At 61.2% G+C, this 24446-nt stretch carries 22 protein-coding genes; 10 read left to right on the top strand and 12 right to left on the bottom strand.

Features of this window, described 5'->3' with window-relative positions:
* Positions 1-90: 90 nt before the first annotated feature.
* Positions 91-1005, top strand: a complete 915-nt coding sequence (gene prmB / locus P7A97_RS15765; RefSeq protein WP_277690956.1) for a 50S ribosomal protein L3 N(5)-glutamine methyltransferase — start codon at positions 91-93, stop codon at positions 1003-1005.
* 93 nt (positions 1006-1098) lie between these two features.
* Here prmB and P7A97_RS15760 read toward each other — a convergent pair whose 3' ends face one another.
* Complete coding sequence (locus tag P7A97_RS15760) at positions 1099-1881, bottom strand: hypothetical protein (RefSeq protein ID WP_277690955.1); 783 nt, start codon at positions 1879-1881, stop codon at positions 1099-1101.
* Positions 1882-2037: 156 nt separating this feature from the next.
* Between P7A97_RS15760 and aroC the strand changes: the two genes are divergently transcribed.
* From aroC to P7A97_RS15745, 3 genes are all read left to right on the top strand, one after another.
* Positions 2038-3129 carry a chorismate synthase gene (gene aroC / locus P7A97_RS15755; RefSeq protein ID WP_277690954.1) on the top strand — a complete coding sequence of 364 codons (1092 nt, stop codon included), beginning with the start codon at positions 2038-2040 and terminating at the stop codon, positions 3127-3129.
* Between the two features lie 61 nt (positions 3130-3190).
* The gene (locus P7A97_RS15750; RefSeq protein ID WP_277690953.1) at positions 3191-4354 is read left to right on the top strand and encodes an MFS transporter; all 1164 of its coding nucleotides are present in this window, start codon (positions 3191-3193) and stop codon (positions 4352-4354) included.
* Between the two features lie 10 nt (positions 4355-4364).
* Entirely contained in the window at positions 4365-4901 is a 537-nt protein-coding gene (locus tag P7A97_RS15745) for an acireductone dioxygenase (protein WP_277690952.1), read from the top strand.
* A gap of 41 nt (positions 4902-4942) precedes the next feature.
* Here P7A97_RS15745 and P7A97_RS15740 read toward each other — a convergent pair whose 3' ends face one another.
* Positions 4943-6088, bottom strand: coding sequence for a catalase family protein (locus P7A97_RS15740; RefSeq protein ID WP_277690951.1), 1146 nt, complete (start codon positions 6086-6088; stop codon positions 4943-4945).
* An 11-nt stretch (positions 6089-6099) separates the two neighbouring features.
* Positions 6100-7980: a di-heme-cytochrome C peroxidase gene (locus P7A97_RS15735; protein WP_277690950.1), complete on the bottom strand. Its 1881-nt coding sequence runs from the start codon at positions 7978-7980 to the stop codon at positions 6100-6102.
* 230 nt (positions 7981-8210) lie between these two features.
* Between P7A97_RS15735 and P7A97_RS15730 the strand changes: the two genes are divergently transcribed.
* Positions 8211-9545, top strand: coding sequence for a sigma-54 dependent transcriptional regulator (locus P7A97_RS15730; protein WP_277690983.1), 1335 nt, complete (start codon positions 8211-8213; stop codon positions 9543-9545).
* A 4-nt stretch (positions 9546-9549) separates the two neighbouring features.
* On the opposite strand, the gene P7A97_RS15725 is transcribed toward P7A97_RS15730, so the two are convergent.
* The 8 genes from P7A97_RS15725 to P7A97_RS15690 form a co-directional block, all read right to left on the bottom strand.
* Entirely contained in the window at positions 9550-10812 is a 1263-nt protein-coding gene (locus tag P7A97_RS15725; RefSeq protein ID WP_277690948.1) for a hypothetical protein, read from the bottom strand.
* A 16-nt stretch (positions 10813-10828) separates the two neighbouring features.
* Entirely contained in the window at positions 10829-11563 is a 735-nt protein-coding gene (locus P7A97_RS15720) for a hypothetical protein (RefSeq protein ID WP_277690947.1), read from the bottom strand.
* 31 nt (positions 11564-11594) lie between these two features.
* The gene (locus tag P7A97_RS15715) at positions 11595-12227 is read right to left on the bottom strand and encodes a C39 family peptidase (protein WP_277690981.1); all 633 of its coding nucleotides are present in this window, start codon (positions 12225-12227) and stop codon (positions 11595-11597) included.
* Between the two features lie 110 nt (positions 12228-12337).
* On the bottom strand, positions 12338-13309 hold the full coding sequence (locus P7A97_RS15710; RefSeq protein ID WP_277690946.1) for a hypothetical protein: 972 nt from the start codon (positions 13307-13309) through the stop codon (positions 12338-12340).
* Positions 13310-13339: 30 nt separating this feature from the next.
* Entirely contained in the window at positions 13340-13918 is a 579-nt protein-coding gene (locus P7A97_RS15705) for an adhesin (RefSeq protein WP_277690944.1), read from the bottom strand.
* A gap of 1 nt (position 13919) precedes the next feature.
* Positions 13920-14342, bottom strand: a complete 423-nt coding sequence (locus tag P7A97_RS15700) for a hypothetical protein (RefSeq protein WP_277690942.1) — start codon at positions 14340-14342, stop codon at positions 13920-13922.
* Positions 14343-14638: 296 nt separating this feature from the next.
* Positions 14639-15253 (bottom strand): hypothetical protein, encoded by a 615-nt coding sequence (locus P7A97_RS15695; RefSeq protein ID WP_277690940.1) that lies wholly within the window; start codon positions 15251-15253, stop codon positions 14639-14641.
* A 7-nt stretch (positions 15254-15260) separates the two neighbouring features.
* The gene (locus tag P7A97_RS15690; protein WP_277690939.1) at positions 15261-16892 is read right to left on the bottom strand and encodes a methyl-accepting chemotaxis protein; all 1632 of its coding nucleotides are present in this window, start codon (positions 16890-16892) and stop codon (positions 15261-15263) included.
* 196 nt (positions 16893-17088) lie between these two features.
* Here P7A97_RS15690 and P7A97_RS15685 point away from each other — a divergent pair, with 196 nt between their 5' ends.
* Together P7A97_RS15685 and P7A97_RS15680 are read left to right on the top strand one after the other, a co-directional pair.
* A complete protein-coding gene (locus P7A97_RS15685; protein WP_277690937.1) occupies positions 17089-17919 on the top strand; it encodes an undecaprenyl-diphosphate phosphatase in 831 nt (276 codons plus the stop codon).
* 1 nt (position 17920) lies between these two features.
* Positions 17921-18628 carry a cold shock and DUF1294 domain-containing protein gene (locus P7A97_RS15680; protein ID WP_277690936.1) on the top strand — a complete coding sequence of 236 codons (708 nt, stop codon included), beginning with the start codon at positions 17921-17923 and terminating at the stop codon, positions 18626-18628.
* 11 nt (positions 18629-18639) lie between these two features.
* Here the strand turns inward: P7A97_RS15680 and P7A97_RS15675 are convergent, their stop codons facing one another.
* Positions 18640-18987, bottom strand: a complete 348-nt coding sequence (locus P7A97_RS15675; protein ID WP_277690934.1) for an MmcQ/YjbR family DNA-binding protein — start codon at positions 18985-18987, stop codon at positions 18640-18642.
* A 75-nt stretch (positions 18988-19062) separates the two neighbouring features.
* On the opposite strand from P7A97_RS15675, the gene P7A97_RS15670 reads away from it, so the two are divergent.
* The 3 genes from P7A97_RS15670 to P7A97_RS15660 all read left to right on the top strand — a co-directional run bounded on the left by P7A97_RS15670 (position 19063) and on the right by P7A97_RS15660 (position 24416).
* Positions 19063-19569 carry a DUF1993 domain-containing protein gene (locus tag P7A97_RS15670; RefSeq protein ID WP_277690933.1) on the top strand — a complete coding sequence of 169 codons (507 nt, stop codon included), beginning with the start codon at positions 19063-19065 and terminating at the stop codon, positions 19567-19569.
* Positions 19570-19755: 186 nt separating this feature from the next.
* Complete coding sequence (locus P7A97_RS15665; RefSeq protein ID WP_277690932.1) at positions 19756-23421, top strand: PAS domain S-box protein; 3666 nt, start codon at positions 19756-19758, stop codon at positions 23419-23421.
* Positions 23418-24416 carry a two-component system response regulator gene (locus P7A97_RS15660; RefSeq protein WP_277690931.1) on the top strand — a complete coding sequence of 333 codons (999 nt, stop codon included), beginning with the start codon at positions 23418-23420 and terminating at the stop codon, positions 24414-24416. Before P7A97_RS15665 ends, P7A97_RS15660 begins: the two co-directional genes overlap by 4 nt.
* The last annotated feature ends 30 nt before the right edge of the window (positions 24417-24446 follow it).

Here is a 24446-nt window from a genome sequence, read left to right as displayed (position 1 = left end):
TGGGGTTATTCTCTGCTTGCCAAGGCCATCTGTGAACCTTTTGCGTGGTTCCGGCTAGAATCTCGACCTGTTTTTCTCGAGGTAACCTCCGTGTCCCCATCCCGCCTGCGCAGCGTGCGCGACCATATTCGCTGGGCCGTCAGCCGTTTTCACGAGGCCGGTCTGTTCTTCGGTCATGGTACCGACAATGCCTGGGACGATGCCCGCCAGCTGGTGCTGGGCGCCTTGCACCTGCCGTTTGAGATTGCCGACAGCTACCTCGATTGCCGTCTGGAAGAGGATGAGCAGCAGCATTTGCTGGAGTTGATCCGCCGTCGTATCGAGGAGCGTGTGCCGACCGCCTACCTGATCGGCGAGGCCTGGTTTTGCGGTTTGCCGTTTCTGGTCGATGAGCGGGTGCTGGTGCCGCGTTCGCCTATTGCCGAGCTGATTTCCCAGCGTTTCACGCCCTGGTTACCCGCCGAGCCGGCACGCATTCTCGACTTGTGCACCGGTTCGGGATGTATCGGTATCGCCTGTGCCTATGCCTTCCCTGAAGCCGAGGTGGTGCTGGGCGATCTGTCCTTCGATGCCTTGGAGGTGGCCAACCACAATATCGAGCGGCATGAGCTGGAAGAGCGGGTCTATACGGTGCAGGGCGATGGTTTCGCTGGCCTGCCGGGGCAGCGTTTCGACCTGATTGTTTCCAACCCGCCCTATGTGGATGCCGAGGATTTCGCCGACATGCCGGCCGAGTACCAGCATGAACCGGCGCTGGGCTTGGCCTGCGGTGACGATGGTCTGGACCTGGTTCGACGCATGCTGGCCGAGGCTGCCGATCATCTGAGCGAGAAGGGCCTGCTGATCGTCGAGGTGGGCAATAGCCAGGTGCATGTCGAGGCGCTGTATCCAGAGGTGGACTTCACCTGGCTGGAGTTCGAACAGGGCGGCCATGGCGTGTTCCTGCTGGCCGCGGCGCAGTGCCGTGAGTACCAGAAGCTGTTTCGTTCGCGCCTGAAGGGTTGAAACTGTAGCCCGAGTGCAGTCCGGGGGCGCAGGCCACTCCGTTGCCGGATTGCATCCGGGCTACGGGTTTATGTAGATGCCAGCTCTGGAGGGCTAGCGGGTAGCGATCCAGATCAGCAGACCGGCCTGAAACAGCGCCAGTGCCACCAGGCAGGCAATGGTAAAGCGCAGGCCGCTGTCCTCACGCTTGAGCACGCCGATGCGCTGTTCCAGCTTGGTGATCTTCACCTGCTGCTCATGCAGGTTCTGGTCGGCCTGCTGCAGCATGGCGGCGCATTCCAGCAACTCAAGCTGCTGGACCTTGTCGTGATTCCATTCCGGGTTCAGGGTGCTGACGCGCGATGCACTGTAGCTGGCCTTGACCTGCGCCAGGTCCTGGTACTCCACCTCGAAGCCCTGGATGCGCAGAAAATGGTCGCGGCGCTGGCGAGCTTCCTCGCTGAGCACATCCTTCACTGCCAAGGCGCCACCTTCCACGCTGTAGCTACCCCAGCGCTGGCGCGCCCAGGCGATACCCTGAGCCATCAGGAAACGGCCCAGGCCACGATTGAGCGGCTCGACCTGCAGCCCTTTGTCGGCCCCAAAGCGCACCTCCCGGTTACGATGGTCGGCCCAGACCTCCAGCAGGTTCTGTTCGCGGCGCAGGCGCTGGCCCGGTACCTCGACGGAAAGGCGCAGCAGGCTTTGCTCGTCACTATGGCGCTCAATACGACCCAGCCGAACAAAGCGCAGCGGGCGCAAACCGCTGCTGCGATCGGCGGGCAAAGGCGCCAGGCGCAGCAACTGGAACTGCTCGGCGGTCAGGTTCTCCCAAGGGTGTGGCTGCGGGGGCTGTTCAGCCTCATGGGCCGAGGGTTGAGGGTCGATTTCCGTCATTGCGGCATCCTTGAACGTTCGTGCAAGCATTATCGGCCGGTTCTGTGCTGGCTTCAGGCTGGCCATCTGCCATTTGCCCAATGCAGGTGAACTGGTCGGGCGCCGGGGGTATACTCGCCGACCTTTGTTCGAGGCTGATTTCGCGGAGCGCCCTGCATGTCCGGCAATACCTACGGCAAGCTGTTCACCGTCACCACCGCTGGCGAAAGCCATGGCCCGGCCCTGGTGGCCATCGTCGATGGTTGCCCGCCGGGCATCGAGCTGTCCCTGCAGGACCTGCAACGCGATCTCGACCGGCGCAAGCCAGGCACCAGCCGTCACACCACCCAGCGCCAGGAAGACGACGAAGTCGAGATTCTCTCCGGCGTGTTCGAGGGCAAGACCACCGGCTGCCCGATCGGCCTGCTGATCCGCAACACCGACCAGAAGTCCAAGGACTACTCGGCGATCAAGGACCTGTTCCGTCCGGCCCACGCCGACTACACCTACCACCACAAATACGGCATCCGCGACTACCGCGGCGGCGGCCGTAGCTCGGCGCGCGAAACCGCCATGCGCGTTGCCGCTGGCGCTATCGCAAAGAAAGTGCTGGCTGGTCTGGGCATTCAGGTGCGTGGCTACATGAGCCAGCTGGGCCCGATCGAGATTCCGTTCAAGACCTGGGACAGCGTCGAGCAGAACGCCTTCTTCAGTCCCGACCCGGACAAAGTGGCGGAGCTGGAGGCCTACATGGACCAGCTGCGCCGTGACCAGGATTCGGTAGGCGCCAAGATCACCGTGGTCGCCGAAGGCGTGATGCCTGGCCTGGGCGAGCCGATCTTCGACCGTCTCGACGCGGATCTCGCCCATGCGCTGATGAGCATCAATGCGGTCAAGGGCGTGGAAATCGGCGCCGGCTTCGCCAGCGTGGCCCAGCGCGGCACCGAGCACCGCGATGAGCTGACTCCTGAAGGCTTTCTCAGCAACAACGCCGGCGGCATCCTGGGCGGCATTTCCAGCGGCCAGCCGATTGTCGCCCACCTGGCACTCAAGCCGACTTCCAGCATCACCACGCCGGGGCGTTCCATCGACGTCGACGGCAACCCGGTGGAGCTGATCACCAAGGGTCGTCACGATCCCTGCGTCGGCATCCGCGCCACGCCGATTGCCGAGGCGATGATGGCCATCGTGCTGCTCGATCATCTGCTGCGTCATCGCGGGCAGAACGCCGATGTGCAGGTCAACACCCCGGTGCTGCCGCAGCTGTGATCCACGCCGTGGGTTGGGTAGAGCACAGCGAACCCCAGCCTTGCCGGCAGCGGACAGTCCTATGAGCGACGCCCTGCCTTACTGGCGCCTCTCCGGCTTCTACCTGTTCTATTTCGCTTTGCTGGGGGCCACGGCCCCCTTTCTCGCGCTGTACTTTGATCACCTGGGTTTCTCCCCAGCGCGTATCGGTGAACTGGTCGCCATCCCCATGCTGATGCGCTGCGTGGCGCCCAACCTTTGGGGCTGGCTGGGGGACCGCAGCGGGCAACGCCTGCGCATCGTGCGTTTCGGCGCGGTGTGTACCTTTCTCAGCCTGAGCCTGATTTTCGTCGACCAGAGCTACGCCTGGCTGGCGCTGGTCATGGCGCTGCACGCGTTCTTCTGGCACGCGGTGCTGCCGCAGTTCGAGGTCATCACCCTGGCCCATCTGCGCGAGCAGAGTGCGCGCTATAGCGAGATTCGTCTGTGGGGCTCAATCGGTTTCGTGCTGGCGGTGGTTGGGCTTGGCTGGCTGTTTCAGTACCTCAGCCTGGGGCTGTATCCCTGGGTGCTGCTGGTCATCATTGGCGGCATCGCCCTGAGCAGCTTCTGGGTGCCCAATGCCTCGCCAGGCGTACACAGCGTGACGGCGGGCGAGGGTGGTTTTCTACGCCAGCTGCGGCGGCCAGGTGTGCTGGCTTTCTACCTGTGCGTCGGATTGATGCAGGTGTCCCATGGGCCGTACTACACCTTTCTTAGCATTCACCTGGAGTCGCTGGGCTACAGCCGGCTGGTGATCGGGCTGCTATGGGCTCTGGGGGTATTGGCGGAGATCGTCCTGTTCCTGTTCATGGCCCGCGTGCTGGCGCGTTTTTCGTTGCGCCAGGTGCTGCTGGCCAGCTTCCTGCTGGCGGCCTTGCGCTGGCTGCTGCTGGGTAATCTGGCCGAGTACCTGAGCGTATTGCTGTTTGCCCAACTGCTGCATGCGGCCACCTTTGGCAGCTTCCATGCGGCGGCCATTCATTTTATCCAGCGCAGCTTTGGGGCCGGTCAGCAAGGCCAGGGGCAGGCCTTATACGCATCCCTGGCGGGTGTCGGCGGTGCACTGGGCGCCCTCTACTCTGGCTACAGCTGGAAGAGTCTGGGCCCAGGCTGGACCTTTGCCATCGCCAGTTTGGCCGCATTGATGGCGGCCTTTATCATTGCCAGCCGGCTGCGCGATGCACCGGTGAACCGAACCCATTAAGGACATGTGCATGAGCAGCCTGACCGTCTACCACCAGTCCAGCCCGGATGTGCCGAGCAAACTGCTGACCCATGACGAAGATATCGCCGCGACGCTAGCCGAGGTCGGTGTGGGCTTCGAGCGTTGGCCGGTCGAGGTGTCCCTCAAACCAGGCCAGAGCCAGGATGAGGTACTTGGCGCCTTGCGCCCGTCGCTCGATGAGCTGATGGTTGAGCGCGGCTATGCCGGTGTCGAAGTGCTTAGCCTGAGCTGCTCGCGCACCTACCAGGACGAACCGCAGGCCGAGATGCTGGAAGAGTTGTGTGCAGCCGGAGCGCAGGGGCATTGGCTGGCAGCAGGGCGCGGACTGTTCAACCTGCATATTGGCGAGCATGTGTTTGCTGTGCTGTGCGAGAAAGACGTTCTGCTGTCGCTTCCGTCCGGTACCCGCTACTGGTTCGACCAGGGAGCGTTTCCCCATCTGATTGTGTTGGAGTTGCGCACAGGCTCGGCTGCATCCTGTACGGGGGACCCCATCGCCAGTGCATTTCCCCGTCTCGAAGCCTGATGCTCTGAATGTAAAAGGCCGCCTGCTAGGCGGCCTTTTCGTTAATGTGACTGGGGCTCGTCGTTCCGCTGGTGGCGGTAGACGCTGACGGCTTCGTACACCGACTTGCGCAGGCGGTTGATGCCGCCGATGGGGCGATGTTCGGACAGGGCATGCCAGGGGTTGAATGAGAGGTTGTCACAGAACAGGTTTTGTTCACGGCTATCGAAGTCCTGGGCCGGCACCTTGATGGTCGCGACCGTCTGGAAGGGGGAGATCTTTTCGCTCCACTCCACGCTGGGGTCCTCGATGGGCATGTAGTAGTTCGGGTTCTGCAATTGCACCTGCAGGGCGAAGCAGGCGGGCACCCGGTCCAGCGACAATTGCTGGTACAGGGCGTTGCGCAAAAAGTTGGGCAGGTCGCGGTTCTGCTCTGGCAGTTCATACGGCGGACAGCTGGCCGGGTCGGGGATGACCCGGTACTTGATGTTGTGCGGGCCGTACTTGAAGGGCGCAATCGAGTTGTAGGTGGTCGCCACCGGTGTTTCCGGGGCGGGCGCCAGGGTCTTCAGGGCAATGACCAGGTGGCGGATTTCCCAGGTGCGCGGGTCCCAGCTGGGGAAGAACGCCATGGCCTTCTTGCCATCGGCCTGGGCGGCGAAGTTCTGCTTGTACTCGGCTACGTCGCGAATGAAGAACGCCGGGTGGTTGAACATCACGAAGTCCTGGTTGCCAGCGGTGGCTTTGCTGCTGAGCAGTTTGTCGCCCGGTACGTCGAGCAGCTTGATGGCCATGCCACGGGCGTCGCGGGCGCGGTCAAACTGCGGGTAGGAGTTACCGTTGGACAGGCGCATCCAGGCTTGCCAGGTTTTGCCGGGTTCACTGAACACGCCCTGGCGCAAGGCGGGGGCGAGGTCTGCCAGCACGCTGACTTCGGCTTTCACGCAGCCGTGGGCCTTGGCATGGGCATCACGCAGTACACGGGTGTTGTCACGATGCTGTTCGACCACGCGGATGGCATCTTCGATGATGGTCTGGGTCAGGGCGGCTTCTTCCGGCGGGATTTGTTCCTCGGCCGAGACCGGGCCGGAGAACTTCCAGGCGTAATAGGCTTCGCCAGCCCCCCAGCCAAGCAAACCTACTATCAGCAGGGTCAACAGCAATTTGCCTAGCAGGCGGCAGAGTCGAAGCCAGACACGCATGAGCATGGCGTTATTCCTTAATGGTTGTTCTGGCAGCTGGGGCCGGGTGTCCAGGGACGACTTTCGGCTGGCTGCAGTTGGCTTTCCATAGACTCGTTGCCCATGACCTTGAGGTACTCGATCAGCGCATAACGCTCTTCCGGCTCCAGGTAGCGGCCAATAACGCCCTCGTTACGACAGCCGTCGCGGAACTCGTGGCCACGGTTGCCGTTGCCGGTAACGCTGGTATCGAACAGGAAACCACCCTGGAATTCAGTGGTGACGTAGCCCGCGCGTTTGGGGTCGTACTCGAAGTTGCCGACCCAGAAACTGCGGTCACGCTCGACCACTGGCGAGAGCAACTGAAACAGGTTGGGTACCGAGCCGTTGTGCAGGAAGGGCGGGGTTGCCCAGATGCCGTCAAGCGGGCGCGCCTTGTAACCACGCTTTTCCTGTACGCCGATGGCCAGGCCGTAGCCGTCCATGCGCCAGCGCTCGCGGGGCTGGATACCGGCGTCGCGGTAGGCGCGGTCCTCAACATAGGCGGTGACATAGGCCAGGCCCTTGGCGCTGGAGATGCTGGCGAAGTCCACTTCGCTCAGGTCGCTGCCAAACAGCTTGACGTCCAGGTTGGCCAGCTCGCTTTTCTGCCAGCCCAGCTTGCGAATATCGAAACGGTGGTCGGCGATGTTGTTGGCAGTGGTCGGGTCGGTGCCGATGATGCGGGTCGGCACGATGCGCATGTGCCATTCCGGGTCGCGGGCCGGGGCCAGGCGCTGGTCACGCGGTACCGGGTCGGGGGCGTGGCAGTAGGCGCAGTTCTCGGCAAACAAGGCCCGGCCCTGGCTGGCCAGTTCCATATCTACCTTGCCCAGCACCTCCTCGGGCCATGTCGGCGGCTTGAGTTGCTTGAGGGTTTCTTCAAGTGTGAATAGGTCGCGCAGGCGCACACTGGAGGGGTAGCGCTGCTCGTGCGTCAGCGGCTGCCCGTCTTCGCCAAATAAATGCAGGGTGGCGCCGACACCCAGGGCTTCACCGATATTGCGTGCCATCGGCTGCATGGCCGAGCCGTTCCACTGTACCCAGTCGAACTTCCAGATGTCCCACACCTGTGGATAGCTGACCGGGGCATTGGCGACCCGGTAGTTGCTGGCATCGATGGCATCGCCGAAGACGCTGTTGGCGATACGACCGAAGGCGTCGGTGCGACCGAAACCTTCCTCAGTCGGATAAAGGCCGCGATGCCAGTCGTTATAGGCAGTGCCGAGCAGGCGGTCGAGCACCGCCTTGAAGTCTTCGCGTAGCTGATCTTTGTCCTGGTCGTAGTTCTCGCCCAGGACGGTCTTGGCGAAGCGGTGGAATTTGATCGGGTTGTAGTAGGTGAAGGCCATGCTCATGCCGAGCGCCTGGCCAAAGCTGCCGCCTTTGAGCGTGGGCACGGTGGATGCCAGCGAGTGCAGGGCGGCGCCGCCGTCAATGCGCACGGCCTGGCCTCGGTAACGCAGTTCGCCGCTGTGGCAGGCAGAGCAGGTGATGTCCAGGTATTGCACGCCGCTCTCATCGTCCTGGTGGCGGGCGAAGCCTACAGGCAGGTTACCGGGATTGAGCGCGCTGGGCTGTTGCCGGGGGTCGGTCAAAAAACCGAATCGGGCGAGGTAGTCGGGGCTGGCGAATTTTTCCTGGGAGAAGGGCAGTTCCAGGGCGGTAAACCAGTCGTAGCGCAGGCCTTTCACCGTGGTGCCCTGAGGGGTGTAGTAGTAGGTCTGGCGCTGCTGCTCATTCCACTGGTCGAGGTAGTGCACTTGCTGCGGCTTGTCGAAAAGCGGCAGGTTTGGCCGGGCGATGTAATAGAGCACTACGGCGATCGCGGCGAGGATAAGTAGGAGGATCAGTGCTAGAGCGCGGCGCAGCATTCGCATGACATCAACATCCGTGTGGCAATTTTGTTATGGGGTAGGTTTATGCCAATACACCGGGTTGATGGCAAGAAGTCATAACCGGGTGGATTTTTAGGAGCGTTATCAATTATTTGACTCATACCTTATAGGTAATCGTTCTTTGGCCGCCGTTTGTCTTTGCTAGGCTCTTTTCGTTGCGCCAAATTGTTGTTTTTAATAAGTTTTCAAAAAAATGGCGCCAAGGAATGGTTATGTCGCAAGTATTGACTGAGGCGCCACGGCGGTTGCTGGTGGTAGATCCCTGTCAAGAGTGCGAGTTGTTGCTGCCCCATCTTCAGGCAAGCGCCTGGGCGGTGCACAGTTGCGGCTTGGCAGATGCAGGTAATGCCATTTTCGATGTGGGGCTGATACGTCTGCGCCCTACCCATCTGGCCCGGCCTGAAGCGCTCAAGGAATTGATCAGCCAGAGTGGCACCGAGTGGATTGCCGTACTCAATGCCGATGCTCTGCAGGATTCGGAGATCGGCAACTTCATTGGCGAGTGGTTCTTCGACTATCACACCTTACCGTTTGACTTCGGTCGGCTCGATATTGCTCTAGGACGCGCCCTGGGTATGGCCAGGTTGCGTGGCAAGGTGGGTTCCGAGAGTCGGGAGTCGGATGATCACGATCTGCTGGGAGCGAGCCGAAAGATCTGTGATCTGCGCCGACTGTTGGCCAAGTTGGCGCCTACGGATGCTCCGGTGTTGATTCGGGGGGAGAGCGGTACCGGCAAGGAATTGGTGGCACATACTCTGCACCGGCTTTCGCGCAGGGCTCATGAGGCCTTTGTCGTGGTCAATTGCGGCGCGATTCCCGAACACCTGATCCAGTCCGAGCTGTTTGGCCATGAAAAAGGCTCCTTTACCGGCGCGCATCAGCGCAAGCTGGGCCGTATCGAGTTGGCTGATAGAGGCACCTTGTTCCTCGACGAGATCGGTGACCTGCCGTTGGAGTTGCAGGCCAACCTGCTGCGTTTTTTGCAGGAGATGCAGATAGAGCGGGTCGGCAACCATCGCCCCATCTCGGTCAACGTACGAGTGCTGGCGGCGACCCATGTCGACCTGGAAGAGGCGGTGCGCAGGGGCCGTTTTCGCGAGGATCTCTACTATCGGCTCAATGTGCTGCAGGTGCAGACCACTCCATTGCGCGAGCGGCTCGAGGATATTCCTTGCCTGGCTGACTTCTTTGCTCAGCGCTATGCGCTGGAGATTGGCCGCCGCCCGCGCAACTTCAGTCGCCAGGCGCGCAGTGCCATGCTCGAGCATGCCTGGCCTGGCAATGTGCGGGAGTTGGCCAACCGCGTGCGGCGAGGCATGGTGCTGGCGGATGGCAAGCAGATTGAGGCGGTTGATCTGGGGCTTACCGATGGGTTCTCGCGGCATCCTGCGCTCAATACCCTTGAGGACTATATCAATCGTGCTGAGCAGCAAGCGCTCAGTGATGCACTGCTTCGCCATGCCGACAACATGAGCCGCGCCGCTCTGGCATTGGGGGTTTCTCGGCCGACCCTCTATCGCCTTCTGCACAAGCACCAGATGCGTTAGTGCTTCAGAAGTAGTAGGGAAATTTCACGCTGAAACTGAAGTCCGGTGCATCTGGGGTCAAGCCGATCGCCAGGTTGGGCACGATGCTGAGGCCGTCTTCGCCGGCCAGCGTCATACCGATGTTGAAATAAGCCGCGTTGGCATCACTGCTGCTGATGCTCTGCCAGGTACCACCGTCCTGCTTGATACGGCTTTTTTGGGCAATCAACTCGGAAAAGGACATGGACAGGCTCATGCGTTCGTTGAGGGCGAATGCCGTGCCTACGCCCAGCTGTATCCAATTACCCAGATCGACCTTGCCGGGTACTTTCACACCTTGCTGCGCGCTGATGTCGTCGAAGCTCTCTTCAAAGTTGAAGGTGTAAGACAGGCTGCCGAACAGCACGGCGGGGTCGATGGTCTTGACCAGGCTGATGCCGGGCGTCAGCGACCAGACGCCATTACCGGTTGGCAAGTCCTCCGGAACATTCAGGTTGTTGTTGCCAGGCACCTCGCGCAGTTTGATGCCGTAGGGTTCGTCGCCAGTGGGGGCTTTGAGGCGCAGGCTGAACACGGCATCTGGCAGATCGGCGGTTTCGTCCATGAATTTATAGGAGACACCGAAGCTGACATCGCCCAAACGAGGGTCGCCGGTAACGGTCTCATCGCTGACCTGGGTGCTGGCGCCGCCGGCTCCGGCAGACTCATAGGTCGCTTCGCGATAGACGACAGGCACGTTGAGGTCGAACTGCCAGCGCTGTTGCCAGTTGTAACGGGTGGTCAGATCAACCGTCAGGCTGTCGGAGTTGATCTGATCGATGCCGAGGTTGCCCAGGAAGATCGCGTCCAGGGCGAGGAAGCCATTGAGAAACAGCTGGCGGGCATCGTAGTGGGTATAGGTGAAGCCTGGTTCGAAGCTCCAGCTGCCACCACCGAAGAAGCCGCTGGCTTCCTGGTAGATGTTTTCCACGCTTGGCGCTGGCTCACTGTCTTCCTGCAGGCGAGAGCCATAGGACGAGCCGCTGTTGCTGGCGACGTTTTGCGCTGCCGACTGAGTGGCTGGAGGTGGCGAGGCTTGTGCGGTTTGAGCAGGGGCAGGTTGTCGTTGTCCTTCGACATCACGCAGGCGCTGTTCCAGTACCATCAGTGCATTCTGCTGTGCCTGGTAGCGCTGCTGCAGGGCCTGCAACTCGGCGCGTAGCGCAGCCACATCGGCATCGCTGGCGGCCTGGGCCGAGCAGGCGAGGGCGAGCGTCAATAGGGCGGGCGTGGGGTTGGGCCGTTTCATCGGGGCTCCTTGGCAGTCAGTATCCGATCGGGCGGCTTAACGAGTGAGGCGTGAAGCAGTCAGGCGAGGCGAGTCCTGCTCCCTCCAGACGCTCTCGCAGCCCAACACTCAATGTAGTCAGGTTTTGCACTCTGTTCAGGCTGCCGAGTATTTCGGTCTGCTGACGAATGCCGCCTTGCCCGAGTTGCTGGCTGGCGGTGCCTTGCCCTGCTGCACTGAGCTGTACCTGCAGGCCCTGGGCGTTGGTCAGCACTTTGACCTGGCCGGCGGCGTTGCTGAAGCTTTGCGCGCCATTGGCAATGACGATTGCGCCGGCGCTGACGGGGGCGGCCTGGTTTTTGTGAATCTCCAGCTCTATCTGGTTATTGCCGCGATTGAAGTCGCCGGCGCTGCGCACGCTCTGTACCACGCCGTCGACCTGGGAAAGGCCAGCGCCACCGATGATTTGTCCGCTCGCCGCCGGCAGAGCAGTAGCATTGCCAGTCTTGTCAGTGAAGGAAACGCTCAGCTGTGGTTGCAGGTTGGCTTGTACCTGCAGGCTGACCTGGGCGCCAATGGCCTGGCCGGCAGCGTTCTGCCAGAGGGTATTCATGGTCACACCGAAGTTGATGATGCGGTCGGGGAGCACATAACGCCCACGTAGCTGCGCCAGTTCCTTGTCACTCAGTTCTATGGGCTGCAACACAGGAGTGGCATGTGCCTGCAGGCTGACGACCAGCAGGGGAGTAACAAGCCAATGAATAGCTTTCATGGTGACGTCCTCGATGTGGGCGGGACCCGCATCAGAAAAAGTCGCTCTGGATAAAGCCGAATTCCATGAGCTCGGCATCCTGCACCGGCTTGAAGCGATCCAGGCGCTGCCTGGCGGTCAAGGGCTCAGGTGGGGATAGCAACGCGTTGTTGCGGTTGTAACCGGGACCGATAAGCGCAAATACGATGCCGTTCCAGCCCTTGGCGAACTCGTCCAGGCTCATGCGCTTGTGCCCCAGTACCGGATCGCCGATGTATACCCAGCCACTGTGGCTGCGCTGCATCACGACGAAGTGTTTGTAGCCGCGAATATCGAGCAGCACGATGGCCGGCACCTTGATCTGTTCCAGCGCCTGGGCATCGATACGATAGCCGCGAGCACGCAGTCCCAGGCCCTGGGCGTAGCGCTTCATATCCAGCATGGAAAATCCCTGGGTGCGCACTTGCTCGATATCGGCGCTGTCCAGCATGCCGACTATCACATCGGCCTCGCTGAGGTTCATGCCGTAGGCCTGGTTGAGCAGGGTGGCGATTGCAGCCGCGCCGCAACTGAAGTCGGTCTTTTGTTCGACCAGTCCGGCAAAGCGCCGCTCGCGCAGGCTTTCGACCTGCTTAAACACCAATCCACCACCAGGCAGGGCTGGAATGCCCTGTTGTCCGGCCATGAGTTGAGTGCTGCACAGCAAGCAGCCAGCGATGGCAACTATTCTGAGCATGGGTCCTTCCTGCTGCAGGGAGGCGCCTCCTGACGAGGCGCCTCTGCACTGCTCAGGTCTTAATCCAAGCCTGGAGTCGTACTGCCGCAGACATTGCATGCTGCCGCGATGGACAGCGCATTGGCCTGCTGGTTGCCGCCGCCTGCGGCGATGTTGACGCCGACATTGCCGGATACCGAGTACAGCGCATTGGACAAGGTGGCGTTGTTGGTGACCGGGACGATCTTCGTAATTACGGTGTTGATCGAGGTCACGCTGCCGGACAGGGTAATGTCGCCTTCCTCGCGGAACTTGAATTTGCCGGGGTTTTCGCCTTCGTTGTCATAGTCGATATGCCCAATCTGAGTGCCGCCGCCGGGGTGATCAGGATCACTACCGCCTACCCAGATTTCCGGATAAACATTGTTGCTTTGCTTGGAGTTGCCCTCATAGGTCCCGCTCAGTTCGACATTGACCTTCTTCGCGACCTCACCCAGCGCAATCTGCGCCGCGTTGTTGGTGGTGTTGCCGCTCAGGGTCTGGCTGACGCCGGCGCTGGCGCTAGCGCTACCGCCGGCCACGGCTGCTGCCATGTCGTTTTTCTGTTGGTTGTAATTGCCCGCCGCGATGTTGACCCCGACATTGCCTGAGGTGTTGTAGAGCGAGCCGTTCAGACTGGCGGTGTTCGGCACGCTGACATTGTTGAGAAGGTTGTTGTTACCGTTCTGGTTGACATCGATGGTCGCATTGGCATTCGAACCGAATACGAACGAGGCATCGGCGCTGGCCAGTGCTGCTGCGTTGGCCTGCTGGTTGTTGTCGCCGGCCACCACGTTGACACCGGCATTACCACTAACATCGGTGATCGAGCCGTCCTTCACTTTGGCATTGTTAACCGTCATCTTGTTGTTGACGGTGTTGTAGTTGACGTCTTGGCTGTCGGTGATCGAAGCGTCGGCGTCAGAACCGAAGTTGAAGGCATAGGCGCCACTGCTGGCCAGCGCTGCTGCAATCACCACGGCGAGTGGGCTGAGAATCTTGGGCGTTTTCATGATGTCTCCTGCTGTACATGGTCAGTTGGTTCAGGGTGCTTCCACTACCCTGATGCCGAAGCTGTTGGCCGATTGATTGCCAACGCCGGCGCTCTGGTTCAGCTGGACCACACCACGACTACCGGAGAACGCCTTGTCGTCAGTAACGACCAGGCGTGACCCTGCCAGTGATTCGGCTGCGCCGGAGAGGGGGGACAAGGACGCGCTTTGAGCCAGCTCGTCATCGTCGAGGCTGTGTGCTGCTACGCCCTGTTGCAGGCGTAACGCATTGATTTGCTGGTTGCCGATGCCGGCTCCCTGGTTGATGCCAAGGATGCCGCTGCCCCTGCTGAAGGCGGCACCTGCGATTTCAGCCTTGGCATTGCCAGCGGCGCTGGCCGGGAGGGCTTCGATATCCTGCTGTATGGCGATGCTGGTCTGGCTGCCATGACCTATTGCGATTGCCCGGCTATTGGCCTGCTGCTGCCAATCCCCTGCGGCCTGATTGACCATCAGGTTGCCCCGATAATCCTGTCCGCTGCTGCCGATATGAGCAGTGTTTTCCGCAAGGCTGGTGGAGGTGCCTATGACCCCGCCCAGGCCCAGCACGAGCGCGATGAAAGGGCGCATTTCAGCGTCCTCCCAGGTTCTGCAGTGGGCTTAGCCCTTGCTGTACGGTGCGGTTGATTTGTCCGCCCAGACCACTGCTGGAGGTGCCGGCGCCATGCCCGGCCGATGTGCCGGAGTGACGCAGCTGGCTGTTGCTCAAGACCCCGGAGTTATCAGGGTTGAGCATGCGATTCTGAGCGCCGAGGCTACCGCTGACATTGGCGAAATCGGCATCGCTGAGCTCACCCGTCTGGCGTTCTATCTGACGGGCGGGAGAGACATTGACCTTGACCGGGTTCGGGTCTGGGACGAGGGGTGCCCTGGTTGCCACGCGGGGTTGTACGGTGCGGGTGAGGATCACATCGCCGTCACCGGCGAAGGACGGAATAGCCTGGAAAATCAGTGAGAAGACCAAGCCCTGGCAGACAAAGAACAGGGGTTTCATCGCCGTATCCTTGAACGAGTTTCTGGCCAATCGATCAAGGCAGTCTTTGTGCCATTTAAAGCATTGTCTTAAAAATCAATCTCTTGCGAGATTTGTCTGAAGCCTAGGCAGAGCCTTTGTGTTTCATCGACGAAACATTTTTGCGGCGCCCGTTTTGGCGCAAGCCTCTAGGGCAAAGGTTTGCCAGGCGCGGCCCAGTGTAAAGGCGATGAAACACTGCACACCCACTCAGCCTCATGGCGCGGGAGCTGTAAAGCCAGGGTTACACACTCGATTGGGACGGGGCTGAAGAGCCACTAACAGTCCAGGCTGTCCGCCTGGCGGTAGAGCATCAACAACTTGCGGGTGATGGTTTGCTGTATGTCGTCGCGCTCGAAGGACGACAGACGCGTGAGCTTTTGCACTTGCAGGCGATGCAGGTGGATATAGGGCATTTTCTGGTCGAACTCGCGCAGATCGCCTTTCATCAGGATCGGCAGAAATACATCGCCGATCTTTTTCTGGTTACTGATGATCTGCGCCAGGGCCTGTTTGAACGGCATGGTCTTGGGCGCGGGGCCACCTTCCTTCATTTGGGTGGTCAGCAGCAGGCCTGGTTTGCCCAGTACGACACCGGGCAGGACGCACAGGCCGGTCTTGCGCACGGCCAGGCTTTCAATGCCGTGCAGGGTGTCGTGGAAGGCATAGGGGTTGGGCAGCACCACCATCTTGCGTCCGTAGTCACTGGGAAAGTGCAGGTCGTAGTTGGTGTAGAGCTGGCGGGTGGATTCGGAATACACGCACAGGCGGTTTTCGAACAGCTTGATGAAGCGCTCGGCCAGTTCGCGGCGGGCAATGCTGTCCAGATCCCAGATCAGGTCCTGGTTCTGCTGCTGGCCGAGGTTGACCTCCTGGTGCTGCATGTCGCTCATCCACACCTCACACGCGGAATTGGTTCAACAGACCGCTCAGCCGGCTGGCCAGTTGGCCCAGGCTGTGGCTTGCCTCGCTCGACTGATCCGCTGCCAGGGCATTTTCATGGGCCAGCGAGGCGGCCTGCGTCACGTTGTGGTTGATGTCCTCAACGACGTGCGACTGTTGCAGTGTGGCACTGGCGATGGAAGCATTGAGTCCGGTGATATTGCGCAGGGCGGCGGCAATCTGGCTGAGGTTCTCGCCCGCCTGTCGGGCCTGCTCGACGGTCTGCTGGGTGGCCTGGCTGCTGGCGTTGATCACCTTGACCGCGGCCTCCGAGTTGCCTTGCAGGCGTTCGATCATGGTGTGGATCTCAGCAGTCGATTGCTGTGTGCGCTGAGCCAGCAGGCGTACTTCGTCGGCTACCACGGCAAAACCTCGGCCCTGTTCGCCGGCGCGAGCCGCCTCGATGGCCGCGTTGAGGGCAAGAAGGTTGGTTTGTTCGGCAATCGAGCGAATGACCTCCAGCACACTGCCGATCTGGGTGCTTTCCTGAGCCAGGCTCTGGATGACCTCGACGGCCTGGCCGATGGTGTCGGAGAGCTGGTCGATCTGACGCAGGCTGCTGTCGATGCTTTCCTGGCCTTGCAGCGCGCGTTGCTCGGCCTCGCGCACCTCGCTGGCGGCGTGCTCGGCATTCTTCGCCACATCCTGCACGGCGTAGGAGACTTCGTTGATGGCGGTGGCTACCAGTTCCATTTGTTGGGATTGCTGCTGGCTGTGCTGTTGCGCATTGCTGGCGATTACGCCCAGCGATTGCGAGGCCTGGTCGAGTGAGCCGGCGGCTTCCAGAGACTGGCCGATCACGCCGCGCAGCTTGTTGGTAAAGGCGTTGAAGTGGCCGCCCAGGGCGGTGAGCTCATCTCGACCGCTATGGTCCAGGCTGCGGGTCAGATCGGCTTCGCCGCTGGCGATATTGGCCATGGCGCTGACGGCTTCATCGAGTGGGCGGGAAATGCTGCGAGTGATCAGGATAACCAGCGCAGCCAGTAGACCGATGACGACGACGACGATGCCAAGGGTGCGCAGTACCTGTTCACGGAACTCGGCCTGTACGTCATCGACATAGATGCCTGATCCGAGAATCCAGCCCCAGGGTTGGAACAGCTCGACGTAGGAGATTTTCGGCACGGGTTCCTCGGAGCCTGGCTTGGGCCAGCGGTAGTCGACCTGCCCGGAGCCCTGTTTCTTGGCGATTTCCACCATTTCGTTGAACAGGAACTTGCCATCCGGATCCTTCAGGCTGGAGAGGTTCTGACCTTCCAGCTTGGGGTTGGTAGGGTGCATGACCATGGTCGGGGTCATGTCATTGATCCAGTAATAGTCGTTCTGCTCGTAACGCAGGCCGCGGATGACTTCCATGGCCTGTTTTTGTGCATCCTCACGACTCAGGCCGGAACTTTCCTGTGCATGGAAGTACCTCAGTACGCCCATGGCACTCTCCACCACATGACGGGTCTTGAGCGCTTTGGCTTGGTACAGCTCGTCGAGGCTCTGCTTCAGCATCAACCCGGTCAACGCCAATAGCATGACAATTGCAGAGAGCAGGATGATCCAGAGCCGACGGCTGATCGGCAGGTTGCGCAGGCTGTTCATGGCGACTCCAACTTCTTGTTATCTGAGAGCGGTCGGTACAGTTAAGTGGCAGTTTAGTATCAGTTCAATCAAGCTTTGGGCGCAGAGCGCCTAGACCGGGCTTTCTGGTAGCATTCCGGCGATTTATTGCCTGCTGCTGCAGGCCTTAAGAATTCTTATCGGCAGTTCTCACGAAAAGCTCAGTCCGAGGTAGCGCATGGATGTAATGATTGCTTTGAAGGCCATAATCCTCGGCATTGTTGAAGGGTTGACGGAGTTTCTTCCCATTTCCAGTACCGGCCACCAGATTGTGGTGGCCGACCTGATCGATTTTGGCGGCGAGCGGGCCATGGCCTTCAACATCATCATCCAGCTGGGGGCCATCCTGGCGGTGATGTGGGAGTATCGGCGCAAAATTCTCGAAACTGTCTTCAATGTGCCGCATCAGCCCCAGGCACAGCGCTTTACCGCCAACCTGCTGATTGCCTTCTTGCCGGCCGTGGTGATCGGGGTCGCCTTTGCCGACCTGATCCATGAGTACCTGTTCAACCCCATTACCGTGGCTGCAGCGCTGGTCATCGGCGGTGTGGTGATGCTGTGGGCCGAACGGCGCCAGCACGAAACTCATGTCGAGGAAGTGGACGACATGAGCTGGAAGGAGGCGCTGAAGATTGGCTTCGCCCAGTGCCTGGCGATGATTCCCGGCACCTCGCGCTCGGCCTCGACCATCATCGGCGGCCTGTTGTTCGGCCTCTCGCGCCGCGCCGCCACCGAGTTCTCCTTCTTCCTGGCCATGCCGACCATGGTCGGGGCGGCGGTGTACTCCGGCTACAAGTACCGTGACCTGTTCCAGCCGGGCGACCTGCCGGTTTTCGCCCTGGGTTTCGTGGTGTCCTTCATCTTCGCCATGATTGCCGTGCGCGGTCTGCTCAAGTTCATTGCCAATCACAGCTATGCGCTGTTCGCCTGGTATCGCATTGGTTTTGGCCTGCTGATTCTGGCGACCTGGCAGTTCCATCTGATCGACTGGAGCAGCGCTCAGGGCTGATATGGAAAAGCGCGGCATTCTCAAGAGCTGGAACGACGACAAGGGTTTCGGCTTCATCCAGCCCGAGGGTGGTGGTGAACAGTTGTTCGTGCATATTTCCGCGGTACGTGGCGACAAGCGTCCGCAGGCCGGCGAAGAAGTGCTCTACATCGGCGGCAGTGATGCTCAGGGGCGGCCGCGCGCGCAGCACATGCGCCATGCCGGGCTCAGCCTGGATCGACCGGCAATCCGGCGTAAACCGCGTCCTGCGGCTAAAGCGTCCACTACTGGCCAGCCGAAAGTGGCTCAGCCGACGCGCCAGCCCAGGCGCGCCGATACGCCGGGTATTCGCGATCTGCCATTGAAACTGTTAATCCTGGCTGGGCTGTGCGTGCTGCCGCTATGGGGCAGCCTGAGTCTGTTCAGCCACGGCGTGGTCTGGATGGTGTTGGTCTATCCGCTGGTCAGTCTGTTCAGTTTCTGCCAGTACTGGCTGGACAAGCAGTCCGCACAGAAGGGGCGCTGGCGTACGCCGGAGAACAGTCTGCATATCGCCGAACTGATTGGCGGCTGGCCAGGCGCGCTGATTGCGCAGCAGGTGTTTCGCCACAAGACGCGTAAGGTTTCCTTTCAATTGGTGTTCTGGGCCATCGTGGCGTTGCACCAGGCCTTCTGGATCGACCATCTGTTGCTCGGTGGGCGCTATCTCGGGCAGTGGCTGCCGCTGTAAGGGGCCTGCTTCTAGATTTCACTGTCCAGGCGCAGGCCGATCTGGCGAATTTTCGGCAGCTTGCTGACCACCAGTTGGTGAGCCTGGCGTAGCAGCGTGCGCATTTCATCGTCGCCGATGGGGCAGGGCAGCGCCATGCTGACCCAGTAGGCGCGCGCCAGGTAAGGGGCAGGGCGAATGCCGGGGCGGTCGACCATGCCGAGAAATAGCTCCGGCCCGACTTTGAACGATACGCCCGCGTTGAGCAGGGCGAACATCTTGTTGCCGGCGACCGAGAACACTCGGACCCCGCCCCATTTGTAGTCTTCGCGTGCGCCGGGCAGTTGCAGGCAGAAGGCGGCGATCTGCTCTTCGGTCATCTGCTCTCCCTTCCTTTGTCAGTAATGTGGCTAACCTAGCAGAGTCCCGTTACCTCCCTGCAAGGAGCTTTTGCCATGTCGCTTTCCCTGTATCAGGCCTGTGTGCCGTCATTCGTGCGCATGTTCGGCAACCTCTCGGCCATCCTTGCCAAGGCCGAGGCCTACTGCATGGAACGCAAGATTGATCCCAGTGTGCTGCTCAATGCGCGGCTGGCGCCGGACATGCATCCGCTGACCCGCCAGGTGCAGATTGCCAGTGACCTGGCCAAGGGCTGTGTCGCCCGTCTGGCCGGGATTGAGCCCCCCAGCTTCGCTGATAACGAGAGCAGCTTCGCCGAACTTCAGGCCCGTATCGGCAAAACCCTGGATTTCGTCAAGAGCGTGACCGCGGAGCAGATTGAGGGTGGTGAGGGGCGCGAGATCTCACTTAAATTTCCCAATGCCGAATTCAACTTCACGGCGCCGGACTATGTCGTGCATTTCGTGCTGCCCAACTTTTATTTTCATGTCACCACCGCCTACGCCATTTTGCGTCACAACGGCTTAGCCATTGGCAAGATGGACTACATGGGCGACAAGTGACTGAAACGGTTGATATGTGCACTGATGCTTTGGCTCTCTGCGCCTGTTTGATTGCGACCGTTAGGGCTATTGGTGCTGGCGCCGGTTGCGTGATGGCTATTTAATGGCAGCTCAAGCGCCGGCACTGAGGTGCCGATATCCTTCTGCCTGCTCAACTATCAGCCGTCGTCCAGTAGTCGCCGTCGCATGTCCTATCTGTTCAGCCTGTTTCTTCTCGATGCCGATCCCAGTTTGCTGCTGTTTGGCACCTATGATCCGTGGCTGGTGATCCTGTCGCTGGCGATTGCCATGTTCACCTCGGGCATGGCGCTGCAAGTGGCAGGTATGGCGCGACTCAGTCGCAACCCACTGCATCGTCATACGGCATTGCTGACAGGCTCTCTGGCTCTGGGCGGCGGTGTGTGGGCCATGCACTTCATCGGCATGCTGGCCTTCGAGCTGTGCGCGCCGGTGCATTACGCGCCGGGCATGACCCTGCTATCGCTGCTGCCGAGCCTGGGAGCTTCCTGGGTTGCGCTTCAGCTGTTGTCGCGACACCAGATCACGGCGTGGCAACTGATCGGCAGTGGTGTGCTGGTGGGGGCGGGGATCGGTGCCATGCACTACAGCGGCATGGCGGCCATGCGCATGGACCCGCTGTTGCGTTACGACCCCTGGATTTTTGCCCTGTCGATCCTGGTGGCGGTGGGCCTGGCGATTCTGGCGCTGTGGGTGCGCTTCGGTCTGCGTGGGCGGTTGTCCGCCGGCAAGGCGATCGTCGCCAGCGGCGTGGTCATGGGCCTGGCCATCAGTGGCATGCATTACACCGGAATGGCCGCCGCACGCTTCGTCGGTACGCCTGACCCGGCTGCCGCGCAGGATGATCCCAGCCTGTTTCTCGCGCTGGCCGTGGCGCTCATCACGGTCTCGTTGACCATCTTTGTGGCGGGTATCAATGGCCTGCTGCGTTATCGCCATCTGCTGCGCCAGGTGCAGGCCAACGAGGCACGCTTGCGCGCCATTCTGGAAACCGCCGTCGATGGCGTGGTGACCATTGACGACAGGGGCGTTATCGAAGGCATGAATGCCGCGGCGGCCAAGCTTTATGGCTGGAACCGCGAAGAGCTGCTGGGGCGGCATATCGATACCGTGATTCCTGAAAGCTATCGCCAGGGCATCGCCAACTACCTGCCGCAGCTGCTCAATGCCGGTGAGTCGGAAATCATCGGCGGCAGCCGCGAGGTTGAGTTGCTGCGCAAGGACGGTAGCGAGCTGCCGATCCGTTTGGCTATCGGCCGTGCCAAGTTGCCCGATCGCACCCTGTTTGTGGGGTTCATCAGTGATATCAGCGAGCGCAAGGCCATGGAGAAGGCGCTGCGCGAGAGCGAGCAGCAGTACCGCTCGCTGATCGGCAATATCCCGGGCGTGGCCTTCCGCTGCCTGCTGGATGAAAACTGGAGCATGTTGTTCATCAGCGATGCGGTGGAGACACTAACCGGCTGGAGCGCGGATGACTTTGTTAGCCGGCGCAAGTCGATCAGCGAGCTTTATCACCCCGAGGACTACCAGCGCGTGGCCGAGGAGGTGCTGGAAGATATTTCCCGTGGTCGCCATTACACGGTCGAGTACCGTATCTACGACCGCCAGGGCGAGGAGCACTGGGTCTGGGAGAGCGGCAGCGCGGTTCTGGGCGATGATGGTGAGCCCAAATGGATCGACGGCGTGTTGCTGGACATCACTGAGAGCAAGCTGCGCAACGCCGAATTCGAGGGCACGGCCAAGGCCATCAGTCGCGCGCTGTCGGTGATCGAGTTCGATCTGCAGGGACGGGTGCTCAGTGCCAACTACAACTTCCTCGAACTGATGGGCTACGAGGAAGAAGAGATCCTGGGGCAGCATCACCGCATCTTCTGCGAGCAGAGCTGGGTCGAAAGCGGCGCTTATGAAGAGTTCTGGGCGCGCCTGGCCCGCGGTGAACTGGACAGCGGTGAATACCTGCGCATTGCCAAAGGCGGTCGCGAGGTGTGGATTCAGGCCAGCTACAACCCGATCTTCGATGCCGATGGCAAGCCGTTCAAGGTGATCAAGTTCGCCACCGACCTCAGCCAGCGGCGCGAGATGGAAGAGGCGCTACGCATCGCCAAGGAGCGTGCGGAGTTGGCAGCGGCAGTGAAAACCACCTTCCTGGCCAACATGAGCCATGAAATCCGCACACCGATGAACGCCATCATCGGCTTTACCGAGCTGCTGCTCGACAGCGTGCTCAACGAGCAGCAGCGTCGCCACCTCGGTACTGTGCGCCAGGCGGCACGCTCGCTGCTCGGCCTGCTCAACGACATTCTCGACACCGCCAAGCTGGAGCGCGGCGCGGTGGAGCTTGAGCAGATGGACTTCTCCCTGCGCGAGCTGTGCGTGCAGGTCTGTGATGCCCTGCGCCTGAGCGCCGAGGGCAAGGGGCTGAGCCTGAGTCTGGACTATCAAGCAGGCCTGGGTGACTTCTTCAAGGGTGACCCGCTGCGTATCCAGCAGGTGCTGACCAATCTGGTCGGCAACGCGGTGAAATTTACCGAAAGCGGCTGGGTGCGTCTGGAGGTCAGTGGCGAGCCGGGTAGGGTTCAGCTCGCCGTGCGCGACAGCGGTATCGGCATCGCCGAAGATCGCCTGCAACATATCTTCGATCCCTTCGCCCAGGCCGACGCCTCGATGAGTCGGCGCTTTGGCGGTACCGGCCTGGGGACCACCATCGCGCGCCAGCTGACCGAGCTGATGGGGGGCAGCATCCAGGTCGAGAGTCGCCTGGGGGCGGGCAGCCTGTTCCTCGTAGAGCTGCCGTTGCCGGCTGGCGCTGTGGCTCATGGCGAACGCCGTGCGATGGCGCGGCAACTGCCGGTGCTGAATATCCTGGCCGCCGACGATGTGGCGCAGAACATCGAGCTGCTCAGCCTGACCCTAGGGGCCATGGGGCATCAGGTGACCACGGCGAACGATGGCGAGCAGGCGCTGGCTGCCTTTGTCGGCGGGCGCTTCGATGTGCTGCTGATGGATGTGCAGATGCCGCGCATGGATGGCCTCGAGGCGACCCGGCGCATTCGTCGCCATGAGCAGGCCCATGGTTTGAAGCCGACGCCGATCATCGCCCTGACCGCCAGTGTGCTGGAGCAGGATCGCCGTGCTGCTCGCGAGGCTGGCATGGATGGCTTCGCCTCCAAGCCGCTGGAGATGGACAAGCTGCTGGCCGAAGTGGCGCGACTGATAGGCCTGGCCCCGGAGGCTGGCATGCAGCCTGCTACTGCCAGCGAAATGGCCGAAGACCTGATGATTGACTGGCCACGCGGCATTCAGCTGTGGGGCAGTGAACAGGTAATGGCTGCCGCCATTCGGCGTTTCCTCGCCGAGCACGCCGGCAGCTGCGCGGAGGTTGAGCGCCTGCTGCGCAATGACCAGCGCGCTGAGGCCATTGAACTGGTGCACCGCATGCGCGGGGCTGCCGGCAACCTGGCGCTGCTGCGGGCCAGTCGACTGGCCGGACAGCTGGAGCATGCGCTCAAGGGCGCCATTCCCGCCTCGGTGGATGAACTGCTGCGTGCGTTTGCTACCCAGCTTGCGGCGCTGCCCGGTGAGCTGCCCGAGGTAACGTCTGCAGTGGAGTCGCCTGCCACGGCCCTGACGAAGGCCGAGCTGGCCGAACTGATCGGGTTGAGCCGGGCGGCGCTGCAGCATGGCGAGTTGGCCGAGCAGGCCCTGCAATGTCTGCTCGCTGCACTGCCGGCGCAACAGGCCGAAAGCCTGGAAGGCGCTCTCAATGACTTCGATTTCGAACGAGCGGATGCTCTGCTGGCCCAACTGCTCGACTCTGGAGAGATCAACCCATGATCAAGCCCGCTGATGTCCGGCCCAAACTGTTATTGGTAGATGACGAGCCGACCAATCTGCAGGTGTTGCGGCAGATTTTGCAGGATGACTACCGGCTGCTGTTTGCCAAAAGCGGGGACAAGGCCCTGGAACTGGCGGCCCAGGAGCGTCCTGCACTGATCCTGCTGGATGTGATGATGCCGGGCATGACCGGTCATGAGGTCTGCTCCCGGCTCAAGGCGCAGCCTGCCACCTCGGGCATTCCAGTGATTTTCGTCACCGCCCTGGCGGATGTGCAGGACGAAGCCCAGGGCTTTGCCCTCGGGGCCGTGGACTACATCACCAAACCGGTCAGCCCGCCCATTGTCCGTGCGCGAGTGCGCACGCACCTGTCGTTGGTGCGTGCCGAGGAGCTGCGCGAGACCCGCCTGCAGATCGTCCAGCGCCTGGGGCTGGCCGCTGAATACAAGGACAACGAGACCGGTCTGCACGTGATCCGCATGAGCCACTACACCCATGTCCTGGCTCTGGCCGCGGGCTACAGCGAGCACGAAGCGGATGATCTGCTCAACGCTGCGCCCATGCATGACGTGGGCAAGATCGGTATCCCCGACGCCATCCTGCAGAAGAACGGCAAACTGGATGACCAGGAGTGGGCGGTGATGCGCCAGCACGCCCAGATCGGCGCCGAGATCATTGGCGAACATGACTCCGGCCTGCTGCAGATGGCTCGCAGCATCGCGCTGACACACCATGAAAAGTGGGATGGCAGTGGTTATCCCAATGGCCTCAAGGGCGAGGAAATTCCCCTGGCCGGGCGTATCGTCGCCATTGCGGATGTGTTCGATGCACTCACCAGTGTGCGTCCCTACAAGCCGGCCTGGCCGGTGGAAGAGGCCGTGGCCTTGTTGCGCCGCGAGAGCGGCCGGCACTTTGATCCGGAGCTGGTAGAGCTGTTTCTCGGCCAGATGCCGGCAATTCTCGAAATCAAGGAGCGCTGGGCGGAGACGGAGTAGGGCACAATGCGGGCTTGCATTCGGGAGCCC

The organism is Pseudomonas sp. GOM6 (assembly GCF_029537485.1).
Taxonomy (GTDB): domain Bacteria; phylum Pseudomonadota; class Gammaproteobacteria; order Pseudomonadales; family Pseudomonadaceae; genus Aquipseudomonas.
The sequence above is the reverse complement of the archived record's forward strand: the minus strand, read 5'-3'. Positions and strand labels throughout refer to the sequence as shown.